Genomic DNA, 21,626 nt, shown 5'->3' on the forward strand with positions numbered 1-21,626 from the left:
GATGGAGTAGACGGAAAATCTGCGTATCAAACATGGTTAGATGCTGGAAACACCGGAACCGAAGCAGACTTTATTACTTCCTTAAAAGGAGACACTGGAGCGACAGGAGCTAACGGAGCTGATGGAGTAGACGGAAAATCTGCGTATCAAACATGGTTGGATGCTGGAAATACCGGAACCGAAGCAGACTTTATCACTTCTTTAAAAGGAGACACCGGAGCGACAGGAGCTAACGGGGCAGATGGAGTTGATGGAGTAGACGGAAAATCTGCGTATCAAACATGGTTAGATGCTGGAAACACCGGAACCGAAGCAGACTTTATTACTTCCTTAAAAGGAGACACTGGAGCGACAGGAGCTAACGGAGCTGATGGAGTAGACGGAAAATCTGCGTATCAAACATGGTTGGATGCTGGAAATACCGGAACCGAAGCAGACTTTATCACTTCTTTAAAAGGAGACACCGGAGCGACAGGAGCTAACGGGGCAGATGGAGTTGATGGAGTAGACGGAAAATCAGCATATCAAACATGGTTAGATGCTGGAAACACCGGAACCGAAGCAGACTTTATTACTTCCTTAAAAGGAGACACCGGAGCGACAGGAGCTAACGGAGCTGATGGAGTAGACGGAAAATCTGCGTATCAAACATGGTTGGATGCTGGAAACACCGGAACCGAAGCCGATTTTATCACTTCTTTAAAAGGAGATACCGGAGCAACAGGAGCTAACGGAGCTGATGGAGTAGATGGAAAATCAGCATATCAAACATGGTTAGATGCCGGAAATACTGGAACCGAAGCAGACTTTATCACTTCTTTAAAAGGAGACACTGGAGCAACAGGAGCTAACGGGGCAGATGGAGTAGACGGAAAATCAGCATATCAAACATGGTTGGATGCAGGAAATACTGGAACCGAAGCAGACTTTATCACTTCTTTAAAAGGAGATACAGGGGCAACAGGAGCAAACGGAGCAGATGGAGTAGACGGAAAATCAGCATATCAAACATGGTTGGATGCCGGAAATACAGGAACCGAAGCCGATTTTATCACTTCTTTAAAAGGAGACACCGGAGCAACAGGAGCTAACGGAGCTGATGGAGTAGACGGAAAATCTGCGTATCAAACATGGTTGGATGCTGGAAATACCGGAACCGAAGCAGACTTTATCACTTCTTTAAAAGGAGATACTGGAGCAGCGGGACAAGATACTACTTTGTCTGGAACAGGAGATCCTAATGGAGCTGTTACAGGCGTTGCAGGTCAAGTTTATACCGATACAGCTTCAGGAATATTATATAAAACTAGTGATGGAACAACATGGAGTGTAGTAGATTCAGATACACAAGATTTAAGTTTAAGCGGCAATACAATTAGTTTAGTAGATGGAGGGTCTGTTGATATAGGAGCTTCTACCTTAGCGGATAATGTTGCTGGGAATAATGTTTTAGCGACCACTAACGAAACAGACATTACAACAATTAATGCTACTTTAACTAGGTTGAATAATATAAGAATTGTTAAAAATCCAACTTCAGGCACAACCATAGACAATACAGATGGTACAGTAATAATTGAACAAACTGGATTGATAAGTTTAGGCTTAGGTGCTGATATAACAATACCGACCCCTAACAGTAGTAATTTAGGAAATAAGTTAGTAATTGTAAATAAAGCAGGTAACGGAACTTTACTTGGTCTTTCGGTAGCATTAAACTTAAATATTACAGGTGGAGGTACTATAAAAGGATCAGGGTTAATTACAGGATTGTCTACTTTAGGAACTAATTCTTCTATAACAATACAATGTGGTTTTGATGGAACAGACTATTTTTGGTATAAAATTGATGGTACCGCTTTATAATAAGTTGATAATTATGAAAGAAAAGATATTCTCATCAATAATAATGTGTTTGGTTATAGCTGTTAAAGCCCAAACAACAAGCATTGGTCCCCTTTATATTTCTGAAAATACATTAGTAAGCGTTCATGAAGATTTATTAATAAAAGAATATGGAGCAATAACAAACGATGGTGACTTGTATGTATTTAAAAACTTCACAAATAATGGAAAATTCAAGTTTTCTAATAATAAAGTAACAGGTTATACAAGTTTTGTAGGTAATAATGAACAGACTATAACAGGTGAAGGAACATCTAGTTTTATGTTTGTTGAGTTTGATAATGAGTCAACAAGTTTAGCTTTTAGTTTAGATAAGGAAATAGAGATTGTAGGAACTACATTTTTTGAAAATGGAATTTTAAAAGCAGAAGAAAAAGGTATAGTAACTTATTTAAATGGAGCTACAAGTACTGGTATTAGTAATAAAAGTTATGTGAATAATAAAGCTCAAAAAAAAGGAAATGAAAGTTTTACTTTTCCTGTTGGAGACTATAAATCGCAAACTTTTGTTCCTAGGGTTGTAACTATATCACCTCCTTCAGATCCAGACACAAATTTTTATGTCTGTTTTAATTGGGAAAAGGCAAATATTGATTTCGACAAAAAAGAAGAAGATGTTGGTTTAATAAATATGAATGAGTTCTGGGAAATTCAAAATAAATCTAATGAAGAATTTGTGGAGTTAACTTTAACATGGAGTAGTGTAACGACACCAGAAATTTTTTATTCAGACCCAAGTAAACTAATGATAGTACGATGGAATGGTGAAGAGTGGGTTAAAGAAAGAGAAAATGTATACATAGACACTCATAGTAAAAGTATAACAGCAAAAGTTTCAGGATATGGTATTTTTACATTAGCATGTGAAAGAAAAAGAGGAACTATTGATCCTGTTATAGACTTTTCTGCCTCAAATTCTTTTTCTCCAGATGGTGATGGTGTTAATGATGAATTTGTAATACCAGGTTTGTCAGAAGCATATCCTAAATTTAAAATAAAAATATATAATAGGTATGGTAATGTAGTCTATGACTATAGTAATAATAATGAGTTGAATCCAACTTGGTGGGATGGAAAGTCGCATGGTAGATTAACATTAACAGGAGACCAAAAAGCAATGCCAGCGGCCACTTATTGGTATGTAGTAGACTTTAACGACGGTATAACAAAACCATACCAAGGCTGGTTGTATTTAAATAAATAGCTATATGAAAAAGAAAATATATATACTACTACTAGTTTTACTAGTAAGTATAAGTAGTAAAATATTTGCTCAACAAGATCCTCAATACACTCAGTATATTTATAATATGACGGTTATGAACCCAGCTTATGCAGGTAGTAAAGAAGGTATAAGTTTAGGTTTATTAGCACGATCACAATGGGTAGGTGTTAGCGGAGCGCCAAAAACATTTAGTGGATTTATACATAGTCCAGTAAGTAGAAAAGTAGGGTTAGGTTTATCTTTAATTCACGATAAAATAGGTCCAGTAAGTGAAACACATGCCTATGCCGATTTTTCTTTTACAATTAATACTTCAGAAAAAGCTAAACTAGCTTTTGGGTTAAAGGCAGGAGCGACTTTTCAACAAATAGGTTTGTTAACATTAAATCAAGTAGAATCTAATGATTCAAAATTTAATCAGAATAGTAACAAAACATACCCAAATTTTGGTGTAGGAGCACTCTATTACAAAGAAAACTTTTATGTAGGAGTTTCAATACCAAACTTATTAGAAACATTACATTTTGAAAGATCGAACGGAAAAATAACCAAAGCATCAGAAAAAATGCATGGATTTCTGACAGCAGGGTATGTAATAGATTTAAAAAATAGATTTAAATTAAAACCCTCAACATTAGTTAAGTATGCCGATTCAGCACCATTGTCATTAGACTTATCGTTAAATTTATTATGGAATAATAAAGTGGAATTTGGAGTATCTCATCGTCTAGATGACTCGTGGAGTGGAATAGTTAATTTTAGAATTGGAAAAGACTTGCGATTAGGTTATGCGTATGATCATACAATATCTAATCTAGGAGAATTTAGTTCAGGGTCACATGAATTTTTACTACTGTTTGATTTTAAATCAGAGGAAGATAGTTATAAACAACCGAGATTTTTCTAAATCATAAAAACTATAAAAACTGTTGAAAAACAGCTTTTATAGTTTTTTGTTTTAATCCCATAAACCACAACATTCACCACTAATAGGCATAAGACAAGTAGCAACTTCTCTAGGGATAGGAATACATAAGTCTGTTACAGGATCATTACTACCTCCATTAATAAACTGTTGTTCATTTTTGTTTAAGATAGAACCTAAGTTCAAAATGTTTTTAATCATAACTTTAGTTTTTAGAGTTTAAAAATAAAAAGGTCATAATAGGAAACTGTTTAAATAACCGTAAAAAAAGTAAGGTATTCTCTTATTTTATATAATAAAATGAGCTTGAAGAAGATAAGATTAAAATTATTTTATGAGTTAAGAGTTGTAATGTATTTTATTTCAGGGTGTTATGTCTTTTTTATTGTTTGTGAATTAATAAGAAAACACTCGTGTCAGAATTAAAGTCATTAATACTTTCTATTATTACGTTTATAGTTTTTTTTATAAAAAGAGTCATATAAGAGTTTAACTTCGTTACCACTAACTAATTAAACTTTTAAATTATGTCAACGACGGCAACACAAAACCCAGTAATTAACCAACAAGGTTCAGCAGCTATAGATTCAGGTCAATTTGCAACTTGGAATACAGCTAATGGTTCACAGTCTACTCTTACTATTACAAATTCTAGTAGAGCTAACACACTAACTTTTACAATTGCAGGTGCGCCTGCAGGTGTTAATTGTTATGATAATGGAGCTACCAAACCTGCTAATGGATTATTTAATATTCCACCAAATTCACCTTCTTATAGTGTGGTGTGTAATGGGAATTTTGCAGGTGCGCAAGTAACCGTTTCTAATATTACTAACGCTCAGAATGATGCAACTGCAGAAATTCAGGCGCAAACTACACAAGGTTAATAAAAAAAAGGGATTGTATATTTTATATACAATCCTTGTTTTTTTTGTATTTGCGAGTAACACAGCATTTTCTCAAAGCATTACAAAATCCAAGCTGGATACAATTGTGCTTTTAAAAAATGAATATGCTGTATTAGATACCAATAATGGGTCTCAATGTATTTGTTATATTAATAATATAAGTAAGGCTCAGCAAGCAACTGTTGTTAACACAGGAGATACTAATAATGTAAAATTTAATGATAGTACTTCGTTTAATGGTATCCATATTTTAAAGATTAGAGAACAGCTTATAGCTGTCGCTGATTTTAAAGGGAGTCAACTGATTGTATCCAATTTATCACCTTACGATGTAATAGTAATTGTATCTATTTTATGTCCTAAGGATGATTAGTTTATAGTGTATCACGATGCTTTTTTGAGGGGTGTTTTCCATTCCTTAGTTTTGATACTCATACTTTATTGCACTACCAAGTTATTTTACACACATATTATTCTAATGCTATGGGTTCAACTCTACAAGATACTGAGGGTACTATATTTAGTAATGTGGATTCTGGAGATCCGTTATTGTATATTAACATAACTCCAGAGTTAAATGAGTGGTCGGCTGTAGTGCTACCAGAAGATTCGACTTATAAAGAATCTACACTTACTTTATCAAAAGCGAAAACACTTTCGGTTTATTTTCTTTTTGCTGAAAATGCTCCTGATAACAATAATATTATCAATTACATAGATGAAGTTAAGGAGTACTTACAAAAGTATAGAGAAAACTTTTCAAATAATATTACTACTGCTTGGTTGTTAGATGTAAATTCAAAACCAACTAATGAAAATGTTGTTGCAATTAACTATTATGTGAATTCTCAGAATGTAATTAAGGTTAGCCAAACTTTTAATTACACCATGGGAAATGGTTTTGCAACATTATCAATTAGAAATAATACAGAAGTATCTTTCATTCCAGAAGGTGCAGCTACACAAATACAATTAAGCTACGATTTAAATAGTCCTAATATATCTTTTAACAGTAAAGAATTTGGAAGTGATACATTGCTTAATAAAGATATATCCATATCATTTACCAAATACAATTGCGGAGCATTTAGTTTTCCGCTAGGTTTTAATTTAGAAAGCGATTTTAGAGCCTTTTACTTAGAAACATGTTACTATCATACAGAACCAGCTGATAGTAGCCTTGTAAAATATAGTTATCCTATTTTTAAACCTCAATCAGATGTAGAGTATGCAATGACTCAAGCATCGATAGACCCTTTAGATATAGGAAATAAAAAAGGATTAAATACTTATTTTGCGTTTACAGGAAGTATTTTTAATAGTAGTTCAGGAAAATCAACACCTTGCTATTTACCTAGTTTTTTTTCAATAAATACTGGTCATCCTATTACTTTATGGCCAAAAGTCAATTTAACTGAAAATACAAATCCTTCTAATAATTTAACTCCATTACCTAATAGTCCTTTATTACTTATTTCTCCCAGAGATATTGATGAAAATGAACGATTCTATTTACAACCTGAAGGAGACTTTTTTATGGATCCAAAATCAGATCAAGTAGATGAAAATGGCCAATTTGATTTTTTACCTGGATTATCAGGAACGGAAGTTATTTCCTTTACACCATACTCAGTTAAAGATAAAATTCCTACAGGAGATGTATTACGATTTAAAAGTAAACAACCGGCTTATGCGCCAAATTTTCCTGCCCAAGAATTATCACTGGTAAACCCAGGAACAAACAATCCAACTTTAGAAAATAAATACTTTACAGGATGGTATAATATTATATCAGAGATAGCAGAAAATGTTCAATATGTTTCTCAACCTGAAGGAGCTTCCTTATTTGCCAAAGATCATGGAGTAAGTGAGGGTAATGTAGGTAAATCTAATTTGTTAGGGTTTTATGAACCTAGTATAGATATGCCTCAACAAGATTTTTATATACCTATTGTTCCTTACCTAGCAGTAGAAGCAGATTCTCAAAAACCAGGAAACGATAACTTAACAACTTTCGAGTCCGAAGTACTTAGTAAAGAACGAAAAACTCTTATTACAAGACAATTAACAGCACAAAGAGTCTCAAAAAGTGCAACCAAAAGAGTAAAATTATTAAGTGATGGAGATAGTAATTATGTAAGTTCTACAACTCCACAAGGATTAATAGCTCATGTAAAGAACAATGGGGCTTGGAGCATGCTTAACTTAGGGCAAAATGATATTCATCAAAACGCTACACCTGAGTATTTATATCCAGAAAATCAAGAACCGTCTGATCCTGCTCAATATCAAATGAGTTTTATTAATTTATCTACTAAATTACAAAGTGCTTTTCTAACTAATCAACAATTTTTAGTAGTCACTCAAAATAACCATTTAGGAACATTATTTTCTAAAAGTGGAGAACAAGGAGGGCAAACTAGAGCAGAGGCTATATTTAATAACAAAATGTCAATTGAAGATTGGCCATTTGATATTAATGTAGGAACAACAAACACTTATGCAGATTATAATAATGTAGTCATTTTTAAATTTTGTAAAGGCAGGTTAATAGACAGAGTTAAAGACCCAAAGACTTGGACACAACCTAACACTTTTAATACTGAAGGAGTAGAGGACCCAGCGAATGCATATCAGCAGTTAATTGCAATATCTTCATGGGTACAGGATTATATAGCAGAAGCAGAAAAAGCTTATCAATATGGTTTAGAACACCCAGAAAGTAATCAGGCAATTCTCTATGAAAAGTTCCATAATATCATAAATAATAAAGATTGGAATGGAATTTTGGTGCTCAAAGCAGATATTGATTTACAAGAATTTCCTCAACAATTAAAAGGGTTAATATCTGGTATTAATCTAACTAGGTTTAATGCACATCATTTTGGAATAGAAGTTAATAAGGTAAATGCTGAAGGTCAGGTTCAAATGGAAAAAAATAGTTCTCTTTTTGGACTCATCAACTATTTAGATACAGCTTATCAACAACAACTATTACAAGGATTAAATATTAATAAACCTGTACCACCTTTAGCGGGAGCTACTTACGATTTTAAAGTACTTCAATTACAAGTTCTTTTTGAAAATACCGCTATTAAATTCTTTCAGAGTAAAGTACAATTAACAATGAACAATTTATTTTCTGATACTGTAATAGGTACAAATAATAAATTCGGTTCTAAAACTCTAAATACTGTAGTACTAGACGGTACATATCAAGACCATGACGGTACACCAGTATATGTATTTGAAAATACTGATGATAATTTATTCTACTTTGATAGTAATCTTCTTAAAAATGTAGAAATTACCAAAATTCAGTTTAATACATTAACAACTAATCCTAAAGCTACCCATATAGAATCTAGTTTTGCAATGTGGGGATATTTAAACTATGCAGTAATGCAAACAACCACTCCTGCAACAAATGAAACTGAAGAAAAAACAATTGTTATGGACGCTTTTTCTTTTGGAAATGGTGATGGTACAGATACAGATATCATAGATGGGTTGAGTTACAGTAATTTATTTATTGATATGGCATTTGATATCAGTACACCTACTGTGGTAGATTATGTTTTTGATGCTTCAAAAATAGTATTTAACTCAGGCCTTAGTACAATTAGGCAACTAAGTTTATACCCTAATTTTGCACTACAAATCAATAACCTTGTTAGTGGAGATAAGGATACTAAGCCTTCTAGTTTAGGGTATCTTAATTTAAGTTTACCTGGAATTAATACTACCGGGCTTTCAGAAAATTGGTATGGACTAGAAATGACCTTAAATATGGGTACTCCTGGTGAATTAGCAGCGTCGTTAGATTTTAATGCTAGTTTGCTAATAGCATGGAGCCCAGGAAATAAAGCTACCGATACTGCCTATAAGGCATTTGTGGGAATAAAACTCCCAGGAACCAGTAGTAATGCTAAACTTCTTAGTCTACAAGGAGTATTAAAATTATCTATCGATACTTTAAAATTAGAATATGTAGAAGCCCAACAATCGTATTTAATGACATTGAGTAAAATAGCACTAAAGTTTTTAGGAATTCTCAAACTTCCACCAGGAGGAAGCACCAATTTTTTACTTTTTGGAAACCCAAAACCAGGAGCTACTGCCAAAAGTTTAGGATGGTACGCTGCTTATAACAAAACTAAATCATAGGTCATGGCAAGAGTACTTTATTGGAATATACAGCAGTTTGGGATTAATAAGATTAATCAAATAGGTAGAAAAAGAGATCATAATGGCAATCGTCTGCAAACCCCAGAATCAGGGTATAGACGGGATGTAATTAGAACGACATTAACCCAAAATACTCCTGATATCTTTGTTGTAGTAGAAACGAGTACAGGAAGTGGAGCTCCTGGAACTTTAATAAGTGCAGGAGGGTCTACAGGATCTCGTTATCTTTTGGGGCTTATACGTAATTGGCTGGGAGCTAATTGGATGTTAGTACCTCCTGTTAGGTTAGGTTTGAATGGAGTTACTGAAGGGATATCTGTATATTATAACAGTGCAAATCTTGAATTTACTGGGCCTTGGGGTTGGCAAGGAGGTGGCAATGCTTCTGATTCTGTAGCCAATATAGGTGCTATGAACCTTGCGAACTATGCACATCCTTGGAATACTACTCTCCCTTTAGGAAACGTAAATGCAAATTCTAATATTAATGCTAATTGTGCTTTTAGACAACTCGCAGGACAATGGCAGTTTAGAGGTCCAGGAGTAGGAATGGCTCCAGGACCAGTATTAGGATTTCCTAATAATTTTAATAGAACTCCTTATCTCACAACCTTTTGGGATAATGCCAATAACAGAACTATTAAATTGATGTCTTTTCATGCTTCGCCCAAAAAGAATCAGGCAGCTAATGGTACAAATCAATTATCTAATATTCAAGAAATGACTGCAAATCTTGCTGCCAATGAAGTAGGTGTTATTGTAGGAGATTTTAATGTAGATGTGTTCAATACACATTTTGAACCTATAGCATATAATAATTTAACTGGAGCTGCTGGATATACTCGTGCCATAAACCCAACAGCTAATCAATGGCCTGATAAAGGTTATGTATGTACTATGTTAAAATCTCACAGAAATGCGAGACCATGGGATACCAATGGGTATTCTGGGTACAAATATGTGATTCAAGATTCTTTTTCTAGTGTAGATAACATACTAACTAGATATGGCGTAAACGCAGGAGGGCCTGCAGCTAATATTACCATTGCTAATAGGGTTACTGGAACCCCCTATAACCTAGATCCTAATCCGCCTGTGGGGGTACCAGCTGGTCATTATGCTTATACAACAGGAATGGCTCAAATACCTGTTGGTATGGCTAATGCAGGATCTCCAGTAGCGTTGCCGTTACCTCCCAATGGACCTAATGGTGTAGGAGGATATGCTCCAGGAAATATAGGAGCTTTAAGTAGATTCAAAGGATGGGCTAACTTCCGGAGAATACGAAGTACCAGTGATCATATGGCATTAATTATTGATATATAACAGCACACAATTTTGTATTATGAGTCTTTCTAACCTTACAACCACTTTTAGAGAACAAGCAGCTACCAATAATGGTAATATCACTATTAATGCAGTTACTTTTACGAATTCTCAATTAACACCTCCTGAAGGCCTGGATAAATTGTTAACTAAAGGATATCAGTTGGCTGAAGGGAAATTTTTATTAATTGATACATCTAGTACCACAATTCCAGAGCCAGTAGGAAATATTTTAACAATACAAAATGCTAAGGCTACAATACTTAATGTAGATAAAACAAATACCAAAGTTACTTTAATCATTACTGTTAATGAAAGTAACGATGCTCAATTTACAATATCGATTGATTTAAATAACTGGAAGTTTGAAACCAGTTGGAAATACATGACGGGCGGAGTATTTGATAATATTCCATATAGTTCTCCAGCTTTTATTTTTAGTACAGAAGATATTGCAAAATTTTCATGGCAAAATCAAACTGTACCTTTGGTAATGGGGCAAAACTTTGCATCTCTTATTACACTAACCAAATGGTTAAAACCTGTAGAGGATTTTTTTACATTTTGGTCGTCAAGTACACGATTAGCATTAGTAGGAAGTTTAGATCCTTCTGCTGTTAATAATGAAGATATTATTTACCCAGAAATGAATCTTTATGTAGCTATAGATGCTACTGTAATTTCTTTAGGTTTTTTAGAGGTAAGTAACCCCGGAGTAGGGTTTCAAATTAAAACAATAGAAGAGTTTGTAAGTCAAGATTCAGATATGGATACTATCTTAAGTATTACTGAAGAAGAAACCGAAAAAACACAGACTCCAGTTCTATATTTTCAACTCACATTACACCTAGGAGATGATATTTCTATGGATTTTAGCGCAGGGATAATTACAGAATCTTCTGCTTTTGATATTAATGTAACATCAGACCCTAATAAACCAGTAACACCTTTAAATTTATTTTCTTTAATGGCTGGGAACAATTGGTTTACAATTGTGCCTCCAACATTACAACAGTTTTTAAACAGTATAGCTTTTAAAGGATTTAGTACTTCACTCGATTTTACAGATGGCCTAAGTATTAATAGTGTATCAACATTAGTAGGGTCTAATGGAGCGTGGAATCTTTTTGATAATTTTACCATTCAAGAATTTGATGTAAATTGGTTAGTTACAGGGCCAGGAACAATTAATGATCAAAGTATTTTTTTCTCAGCTCGAGCAGATTTTTTTCCAACCATATTCAAAGGAGGTTTTGATGTAGAAATTACTTCTGATCTTACTTTATCAGCAGCTTTTGATGGAACCGTTTCAATCAATGATTTATTAGCAGCCATAACAGGCGGTTTTATAAAAATACCAGAAAGTTTGGTAAGTGTAGTATTTACAGGGTTTGGTATTGATATGGATATCAATAGTAAATACTATGCATTTTTTGCATCAGGAGATATTGAAATGAACCTTATTACCAATATATCATTAACTGATGCAGCATTACAACTTACCTCTACTTCTCCAGTAACAGGAACAGGTTCAAATGTATATACAGCTGCTATTAGTGGTCTTTTCTCTATAGGAGATTTAAGATTGCAATCAGCAGTAAATTATAATTCTTCAACAGAAGATGGTGGGTGGGATTTAAGTATAAACATGCCTGCAGGTGACAAGTTAAACTTAGGGCAACTGATGGACGGATTGTTTAAAAAAGTAGGCTTTGAGTTACCTACTAGTTTTTTACCAGCAGATTTGTCAATTACTAGTTTTGATTTAACCGCAGATATTCCAAATGGAGAGGAAAAAGGTTCTTATGAAGTTAAAACGAGCATAGAGTGGAAGTTCACTTTTCCTATAATTAATCAGAGAATTGATATTGCTGCAGCGTTAGCCTTAAAGTTTGATGCAACTAAAGCAGCAGGAAAGCAATACTCTGGTGGTGTAATGGGAAGTGTTTTACTTGAATACTTTAATGCAGAAGTTAAGATTGGTTATAATTTTGATGGTGATGACCAATTATTAATGATTGAATGGGAAGGATTCATTGCTAAATATAATGTTGCGGGAGAAAGTAGAACTATCATTTTTGAGATTAAAAACTGGAGTGTAGGGTCGTTACTTACCTCATTTATGAAGATGTTGTTCGATCCTAACTTTGAATTAGATGCTCCTTGGGATATACTCAATAAAATAAGTTTAGACGGATTTAAGGTTACTTATAATTTAGATACCAAAGAGGTAGTAGTAGATTATAAATTACCAAAAAGTCTTGATTTAGTATTCATTACAATCAACGGTATTAAGCTAACAAAAAATGCACAAGGTGTCCAAATAGCATTTGATGGTAGTTCAGTAGTACCAGCAATTAACGACAGTAATGTCTTTAACAAAGAAAAAGGACAAGATGTAAAAGATATGCCAGAAGTTCCTGGTCAAGGAACACAGTATTTTGAGTTACGCTTATTAGCAATGGGACAACATGTTGAGCTAAATAATGCAGCTCAATACCAATCTATTAAAGAAGTTACAGATGCTATGGAAAAAGCATTTGATACTCCAGAAAAAGGCAAAGTACCTATTGGTCCTGGTTCAGGAAACTCTTTACTTTCATTTAATGAAAATTCAAATTGGTTAATAGGAACCGATTTTGGAATCCTTAATGTTGGTACCAAAGAAAAACCGGTATGGACATTAGAAATGCAAGCCGTATTCAACGATCCTAATTTATACGGTTTACGAATTGCAATGGCAGGTGATAAAGCCAAAATTTTTGCAGGCTTGGATTTTGAGATTATGTATAAAAAAATCTCAGATGGAGTAGGAGTATATCAAATAGCGCTTACACTACCAGATGCATTAAGATACTTACAGTTTGGTGCAGTCAATATCACACTTCCTTCTATTGCCTTGGCCATTTATACCAATGGTGATTTTATGGTAGATATAGGATTTCCGTATAAACTTGATTTTTCAAGATCCTTCACTATACAAGCTATTGTACCACCAGGAATTCCAGCAATGGGGTCAGGAGGTTTTTACTTCGGAAAATTAAGTAGTGCTACAACCAAAAAAGTACCACAAACAAATTATGGTAATTTTAATCCAGTAATTGTTTTTGGAATAGGCTTACAGGTAGGTGTTGGATATAGTGTTAACTACGGGGTACTAAAAGCTGGATTTAGCATTACAATTTTTGGTATTTTAGAAGGAGTTATTGCTACATACCATCCATATCAAGGAGCACTTCAAGAAAACAATAAAACAGAAGTAGAAACTTCTTATTACTATTGGTTACAAGGTACACTTGGGTTAATTGGTAAATTGTATGGTTCTTTAGATTTTGGAATTATTTCGGCATCTGTAAATATTACAGTAAAAGTATATGCACAAGCAATTTTAGAAGCATACAACAAAATGCCTTTGGCTATTGTAGCCTCAGTAGATGTAAGAGTTTCAGCAAAAATAAATTTAGGAATATTCTCTATTAAAATTAACTTTAGTTTCAAAGCAGAAATACGAACAGATCTTACAATCGGTACAGATCAGACAAGTATGGCTCCATGGAACAGACAACTTTCAGAATCTGTTGATGGTAACTATTTAGTATACGCAGAAAAATCAAGTAGATTAATTGAGCTGCCTATAAAACCAATACATTACAACTCTAAATTAGTAGTAAGTGCAGAAGAGAAAGCGCCTACACTTAATATTTATTTAATTCCACACCTAACAGTAGCTGGATCGGAAAATGGCGATTTAAAAAACCAGAAAGCTCAGTATGTTACTACACTATGGATTGATGCCCCTGATGCTGAAAACCCTGATAGCACAGTTACTTCTTCGTTTGAGTATTTAAGTCAAGATTTTTTTAGATGGTTAATACAAAACTATGCAGAAGAAACAGCAACAGAAAGTACAAGAACTACAACTGACGGATTAGCAGTATCAGAAACCGATTTACAGGTCTTATTAGCACTATTATCAAACGAAAATACGCCATTACCAATTCCTACAGATAAATTATTATCATTCCTTGAAGATACTTTTGAGGCTGTAAACATTCAAAATGTAACAGAAAGCTCAAAACCTGAAACAGCAGCTGTATTTCCGATGTTTTTCGATTTAGAACTATCTGTTCCAGACGCCGGAGTTGATGTGAATTTCAGTACCTATAATATGGCAACGGATGAATATCTATCTGAAGTTAAAAAATGGTTTAATGAACTCGCAGTAAAAGTATCTGAAGAAAATGCTAATACAGCCTTGAGAAAAAGTGCAGCAGTAGAACATTCATTATCAACATTTGTTTTTGAAGACTACTTTGTACTTATAGGAAAACAACTTATAGGATATGCAGAAGACGCATTAAAAAACTATACTTATCCATTATCTAAAGGTAATAGCCTAAATGCCATGGCAAACTGGGCAAATAATATTAGTACTTCTAATGGAGTAACAAATACTGTTAAGATAAGTGATATTTCTAAAGCGAACCAATCTCACCCTTTAAATGGAGGAGTTGATGTTCATATTACAGGAGTAATGTATACTATTCTTGATGGTGATAATTTTGTTTCTATTGGAGCTAAATACGCCTTAGAAATAGCATTGCTGATTACACAAAATGCAACCATTCCGGGAGTATTACAAGTTCAAGAAATTACGTATGACTCTAAGACTTATACAGTAAAACCTACAGATACTATTAATGAGGTAGCTACAGGGTTACAAACTACAGTAGCAGATTTAGCCAATGATTTAAGCTTTCAAAAAAATACACTTCTAACTACTGAAGCAAACTTAACTATAGCAGCTACAAACTATACAGCAAAAAGTGAAGATACTTTTGCAGGAATAGCTAGTACCGTATTTAATAATATTTCAGTTTCAGATTTATTACTACAAAATCAATCTGTACCAGGACTGTTTATAGTAGGTAATTCATTTGTTTATAATAATGTTACTTATACTATTGTGCCTGGAGATACCCTAACAGGTATAACAAAAAAACTAAGTACTCCTACTAATAAGGTAACGGTAAATGACCTTGCTAATGATACACAAATTCAATCATTACAAGTACAGCCACTAGGAGTATTGTTAGTTCAACCTTTTGTACACACAACAATAACTTTTACCAATCCTGATGATGCAGAAACGCTAGGTAAAATAGCTCAAAAATATAGTACAACTCCAGAAGTTTTAGGAGCAAACTATCATAACCAACAATTAAATGATTTATTCTATAATTCAGATAATTACAGTACAGTAAATATTCCAGAATTAAGATGTTTAGACGTACAAAGTATATTAGATTATTTTAAAGCAAATCATTCATATACACAATTATCGGGTATGGTATCTCGATACCAACTTCATGGAATGAGGTTACCAACTACCTTACCAGGATTAACACTCAATGCAAACTCTCCATGTACAGGTGATGATTGTGCTTTATACCAATTAACAGGACAACAGTTTGAAGTTCCAAGCGATGTTAAAGAAGGATTTACGATCAACTTAATTAATACTACATTAAATTGGTTACAGTTTAATGGAGAAGTTCCTTCTGGAGACCCTAAAAAAGCAACATTACCAATAAAATTAACTGCAGAAGATATATCGCAAATCTCAACAGTAGTTAATTATGCTCAGCAAACAGGTATTGAGCCAGATATTTTAAAACTGGCAGCTATGACACCGTATAATTTAACTCCAGTGCAATATACATTCCAAACCGTAACACAATGGAGTACTTCAGGAGAGGTAAATCTACCTTATGGTAATTTAGGAAGCCAAACAGAAGTTTCTCCTTTAATATGGAATTTCCCATCAGGTTTATTACAGCAAATGGCGTTGCCAAAACGAGCTGGTACAGCAATGGATATTCAAATAGGAACGTATAATGCTGCAACAGGAGTTATGGACTATAAAAACTCTGAGTATTATGGTTGGTCTACACTATTAGAAATAGATATTAAAAAACAAGCAGATGATACTGCTCCGGGTACAAGTGCATTTACTTATGAGTTAATAGGAGCAAATGAGTCAGGAACACAGATTTTAGAAAGATTATTAAGAGTTTTAAACCCTAATTCTTCTAATAATAATCAAGGGATAATTGAAGATATACAGTGGTTATATGAAGGAAGTGATGGATTACTTTCTGTTGGAAACCTAAATATGAAAACGTTTATTGTTCAATCTAATTTATCAACAGAAACAAATCCCGTACAATTAAAATCATTACAGAAAGGTCTTGAAGTAGAAGAATCTGAAAAACCTAACGGAGTTTTAAATTCATTATATGATTTTGTAAAACTATTATGGGAGTGTAGTATTACAAGATCTGGAGGATATTATTTATTATACAATGAAATTGAAGGAAATACAGGTTTCCCTGATACTATTTTTGACAGTTCAGGAAACGGAACAATTTCATTACTGGTTACTTATAGTAATTCATACAATAATATTCTTAAAGATTTTATGAACTGTGCTATAACAGGAGATAAAATAGATACTTCATCTTCTATCGTTTATGCAGAGTCTAAAGCTCAAAGAGATTTAAGTTACACAACAACTTTAGCAAATGAAACGCTACAAAGCATTTCCTCTCAATATAATATATTAATTAGCGAGTTAGCTAAACTTAATGAAACAGATGTAAAACTTAATACATCAGCAAAACCAATTATTTTAAACGGGTTGCAATATGAAGTTGGTCTTCCGTCAGATACACCATCTAATAATTTAACAGCCATAGCAGAGTATTTTAAGGTTGATTCAAATGATGTAAAAAATCTTAATCCAGATATTGATAATTGGGATGATTTAGCTGTATGGGAATTAATAGAAATCCCTACAGTTACTTACCAGATAACAACAGGCGAGGGTACTCCAGGTAATACATTACAAAGCATTGCTAGTTATTACTTTATAGATGTTGATACACTATCTTTTATAATTAAAGATGCTGCTGTTTTTGCGGTAAGCACAACCTTTACAATAGTTGATCAGGTAGTACATAAAGTATCATCAATTCAACAAGGTACAGCAGGGTTTGAGTTAAGTCGTACAAACCCAGGTACTCCACCAGATAACCCAAGTAGTGCTGGCTATGCAGAAACCTATTTAAATAATCTATATAATTTATTAAACTATCAAATAGTAGCTAACAGATATTTTAACAAAAGTATTGTAGGTTTACCTTCTGGTCCTGCAAATACCGATGAAGAAAATGCGAACTCTGTTTGGAACTATAATCAAGTAATTCCTATAGCACAGTATGCAATAGATAACCCTAATAATTCTTACCCAGAAGGATTCCCTCAAAAAGAAGATAACCCTTATAGAGGTATAGGAAACACATTACAAATACATTTTGATTGGGTAGATTATTATGGTAATGAAACCGTAACACCATTTAACAATCCAGCGCTAAACACAAAATCACCACTTAATAATCCACCAGTGCAAGTAGGATACCTTGATGAATTAAAAGGTTTCTCACAGTGGCCAAGTTTGTTTATTACCTATGATGTAAAATTAGAAAATGATACAGACAGAGAGTTGTTATTAAATTTCTCTTTTGATATTACAAGATATCAAAATACAGATGGTAAACCTTGTGTGTCTGATCCTAATAATCCAGATGCACCAGATTATCAAAAAAATGCATTACATGACTTAGCTGTATATACCAATATATATTATCAAATAAATCAATTTAATCCCTATAAAAAAGATCAGAATACAGTAACCCTAACCTTAAGTACTTCACTACTTCCAGGGGTTGAAACTGATGTAAGTTTAGAACCAATTAATAATTTTGTAAAAGAAATTTACGCTTATTTATATGCAGTAGCGTACTGTAAAACAGTTCCTACGGCTCCAACAATGAGTTCAATAAAACAACCAGTAGCTATTGAAAATTTAGAAACAGCTTCTATTTTTGAGTTAACAGTAGCATTACGTATGGAAAGAGATCTTTCTTTTGTTAACAACGATTTTAAAGATAGCCCATCGGTTACTTCAACTAGTACCTTGGTTCAACCTAATACGTATGTTCCAACTCTTGGAGAGGAAAATAGTGCTGGAGAAAAAACACAAAATCATTCACTAACAGAATTTGCCGTTAATTTTGAAAAGACTTTCTATCAAGAAAATGAATACGTACTTAAAGTAACTACAGGTATAGATAAAGAGTTGGTTGGAAGCCAGAAGAATGAATCTATTTACATTGTAAGAATGGGGCTAAAACCTGGTAACGGTATTTATTGGAATGTTGAGCCAGCAGGATCTTATGAGCTTACAAACAATTCAATTTCGAAACTACCAAAATCAGGAGTTCCTAATTCTGTAGTAGATAAACTTACTCCATTAGTAGGAACCATATATATGAGTAAGGCTAGTTTTGATGAAGCATTGCAAGGAGTTTTGACCAATGAGGAATTCAGCTCATATAAAATAAAAATCTATACATATAGTTTATTAAATGCATCTTTCTATGCACCGTTACCAATTTCTACCAGTTTAGTATCTAAAAAAGATGTTCCAATATGCTCTTATGTTACAGGTAAAGGACTAGATTGTGAAAAAGGTACAGTAAAGAATTTTACAGATGTTGATATGGATATCTGGGGAAAACAATGTTTGGATGCAATTGACCTTTTCTTAAGCTCAGAATATGCAGTACCAGCATTTTTGGTAGACCAATTAAAACAGAAAGAAGAAGAAGAAGTTTTAAAAGGTTTAGATACAGATGCTACATCTTTCCTTGAAGCTATAACCAAAGCTAAATCATTATTAGCAGAAACCATTTCAACTAAGGTAGAGCCAATTCTTACAGCACCAGAAGTAAATGAAGCAAGAAAATTAAATGCTCAAGAAAAGTTCAAACAACAATTACTCATTCAGTTAGGAAACACCTATTCTGTTAATGCAGTAGTACAAATGCAGGTTACAGCAGAGTCTGGAATAGCAAGAGAAGAAGCAAATCAAATAGCTCCTCGTTTGTATGGTACTCCAAGTATTGTTAATAATGCAGAAGGAGATAGTAAACTATATTCAATTTCAAATGCTAAAATACAGTTAGATTACGAAGACGGAGAAAAAACATCAGATATATCTTTTATCTTTTCTACTAAAAATTCCAAAGAATTTACCTCAGTAGCTTTAGGTATGGATTATCAAATTACCCATGTTGAATTTGATATTACAGATGTGCCAGATGTAAAAGGCTATCAAGCTTCAAAATGGTTAACGTTTATAGTACCTGTTAATTTAGCTGAAACAGTAGAGCCTAATTTTGATAATTCTCCGTTACAACAATCTTTAGGTATAGTAGATATTCCTATAGTTCTTCGTAATTACCCAAAACCACCAACGCTAACAACTCAAGAAGGTAAAGCAGTGTCAGTAGTAGGTAATACAACGAAAGAAACTCTTGAAAAAGCATCAGAATGGAATTTTACCTATACCTATTCCGAAGATCAGGCAGCTCAAGATCAAATTTATTCAGATATTAGGTTTAATACTTTTGATAGTAAAAACAATAAAAGCCTACGCAAAGCTAGTTCTCGAAACCTATTTAACGATATGGCACAAATGGTGAGTGTATGGTCGTCGGTGTTAAATGATATGACTAAGTATTTAACTCTTATATCTCCTACATCAGATGAAACTGATTCAAACCTTAACAAAGCATTTTCTGCAATGAAAGCAATGGTGCAGATAACTAATAATTTGGCAGTAGCTTGGAGTGAACATAATAATAACAATAATAATATAGCAGCTTCTAATAACTCTTCTCTAGTAAAAACTCAAGAGTCTCAAGAGCCTACAAGTGTATATAATTTTATTATACAGCAAAATGAAGATTCGTATTTTACTACTACCTGCGATTGCCAAGGAGGAAAAGAGTGTAAGCGTTTAGTAGTAAGTATAGTACTGCCTGAAAATATGTCTGAAATAGACAGACAGTTATTTTTGAATAAATTTAGTTTGGCTGAGATACCTAATGCACCATTAATCAACATAAAAAATTATACAAGAGTACAAGCAACGGATGAATCTGGAACGCCTATTGAAAACTCGTATTGGTACGTAAAAGACCCTAAAGCTAAAACAAAGGAATACTTAGGGTACCCTTGTTCTTTTGAAATACCAAATAGAACGGTTGAGGTAAACGGATTAAATGTATTACAATTCCAAAATACTTGGGCAGGAATAGCGGTAATTAGAAATGAAGGATTAGTAGAAGATAACCCTACAAACCCTGAGTTTATTTATAGAACTCCTTTAATTAGATTTTCTAATAAATTAATACCGCTGCTTAGTAATAATACAGAAATTAATATTGCTAAAATAATAGATGAAAAAGGAAGCACCATATCCTTATCAGAGCATTTGGCAACATTCTTTAAAACGTTCTTTACGTATGATGAGTTACAACAACAAACAATTAAAATAACAGGATATTGGAATTATTATTTACAAGAAAAAGAAGGAAGTGATTTACCTCCGGTTCAATTACCAATATTATTATATACACCTTTCTCTTTTGATATTCCTAAAGATTATACAATACCAAATGAAGGATGTTCTGGAGAAATTACTTCTACTACACCTTTTGTATGTCAGTTAGCAAAAGCATTAGAAAAATGGTACGAAAACAAAAAACCAGCAACAACAGATGCTTATTTTTCATTTGATTTGTCTGTATTTTCTGAGGTAGAAGGCGCTAACTTACCACTAATACAATTATCAAACTTAGTACTACCATATAAGAACATAAATAACTTATAAGATAGTTTTTAAAAGAGAACAGATAAAAAAAGCGGACGAAAGTCCGCTTTTGAGTTTAACAAAGGTCTTGTTTACAATCATAAAAACAAGCACTAAACTCTTCTTTAGTCTGAAAATTTTGCGATCTACAAAAGTCAAAGCATACAGTACAAGTAGGTAAAGCACCACCTTTAACAAGTTTCTGTTCTTTTTTTGTTAATGTTAATCCTAAGTTTAAAATGTTTTGTAACATAATTAGTTGTTTTAAATTCTTTAAAAATAGCTTGTTAGCGTTTTTTAACCTTTTGAAAAACCATAAAAAAAGTAAGGTGTTCTCATACTTTATTAAAAGAGTAGGAGAGAGCAACC

General features: G+C 33.2%; 9 protein-coding genes. 8 read left to right on the plus strand and 1 reads right to left on the minus strand.

The genetic code is table 11. The annotated features are described in order from the left end of the window. The 3 genes from C8N27_RS16025 to C8N27_RS15490 form a co-directional block, all read left to right on the plus strand. The coding region (locus tag C8N27_RS16025; RefSeq protein WP_208639328.1) for a beta strand repeat-containing protein at positions 1-1,866 on the plus strand (1,866 nt) is incomplete at its 5' end. Between the two features lie 13 nt (positions 1,867-1,879). Continuing rightward, entirely contained in the window at positions 1,880-3,109 is a 1,230-nt protein-coding gene (locus tag C8N27_RS15485; protein WP_167444771.1) for a T9SS type B sorting domain-containing protein, read from the plus strand. Between the two features lie 4 nt (positions 3,110-3,113). Beyond that, entirely contained in the window at positions 3,114-4,037 is a 924-nt protein-coding gene (locus tag C8N27_RS15490) for a PorP/SprF family type IX secretion system membrane protein (RefSeq protein ID WP_208639329.1), read from the plus strand. A 51-nt stretch (positions 4,038-4,088) separates the two neighbouring features. Here C8N27_RS15490 and C8N27_RS16030 read toward each other — a convergent pair whose 3' ends face one another. Continuing rightward, the gene (locus C8N27_RS16030) at positions 4,089-4,256 is read right to left on the minus strand and encodes a hypothetical protein (protein ID WP_167444772.1); all 168 of its coding nucleotides are present in this window, start codon (positions 4,254-4,256) and stop codon (positions 4,089-4,091) included. Between the two features lie 326 nt (positions 4,257-4,582). Here C8N27_RS16030 and C8N27_RS15495 point away from each other — a divergent pair, with 326 nt between their 5' ends. The 5 genes from C8N27_RS15495 (at position 4,583) to C8N27_RS15515 (ending at position 21,278) form a co-directional block, all read left to right on the plus strand. Continuing rightward, entirely contained in the window at positions 4,583-4,942 is a 360-nt protein-coding gene (locus tag C8N27_RS15495; protein ID WP_099213891.1) for a hypothetical protein, read from the plus strand. Continuing rightward, a complete protein-coding gene (locus C8N27_RS15500) occupies positions 4,899-5,336 on the plus strand; it encodes a hypothetical protein (protein WP_141554016.1) in 438 nt (145 codons plus the stop codon). The genes C8N27_RS15495 and C8N27_RS15500 overlap by 44 nt, the downstream gene beginning before the upstream one ends. 110 nt (positions 5,337-5,446) lie before the next feature. Then, positions 5,447-9,130: a hypothetical protein gene (locus C8N27_RS15505; protein ID WP_121148689.1), complete on the plus strand. Its 3,684-nt coding sequence runs from the start codon at positions 5,447-5,449 to the stop codon at positions 9,128-9,130. Positions 9,131-9,133: 3 nt separating this feature from the next. After that, positions 9,134-10,477 (plus strand): exonuclease/endonuclease/phosphatase family protein, encoded by a 1,344-nt coding sequence (locus tag C8N27_RS15510; protein WP_099213888.1) that lies wholly within the window; start codon positions 9,134-9,136, stop codon positions 10,475-10,477. 19 nt (positions 10,478-10,496) lie between these two features. Continuing rightward, a complete protein-coding gene (locus C8N27_RS15515) occupies positions 10,497-21,278 on the plus strand; it encodes a LysM peptidoglycan-binding domain-containing protein (protein WP_121148691.1) in 10,782 nt (3,593 codons plus the stop codon). The last annotated feature ends 348 nt before the right edge of the window (positions 21,279-21,626 follow it).

Origin of the sequence: Tenacibaculum discolor (genome assembly GCF_003664185.1) — a bacterium.
Lineage (GTDB): Bacteria > Bacteroidota > Bacteroidia > Flavobacteriales > Flavobacteriaceae > Polaribacter > Polaribacter discolor.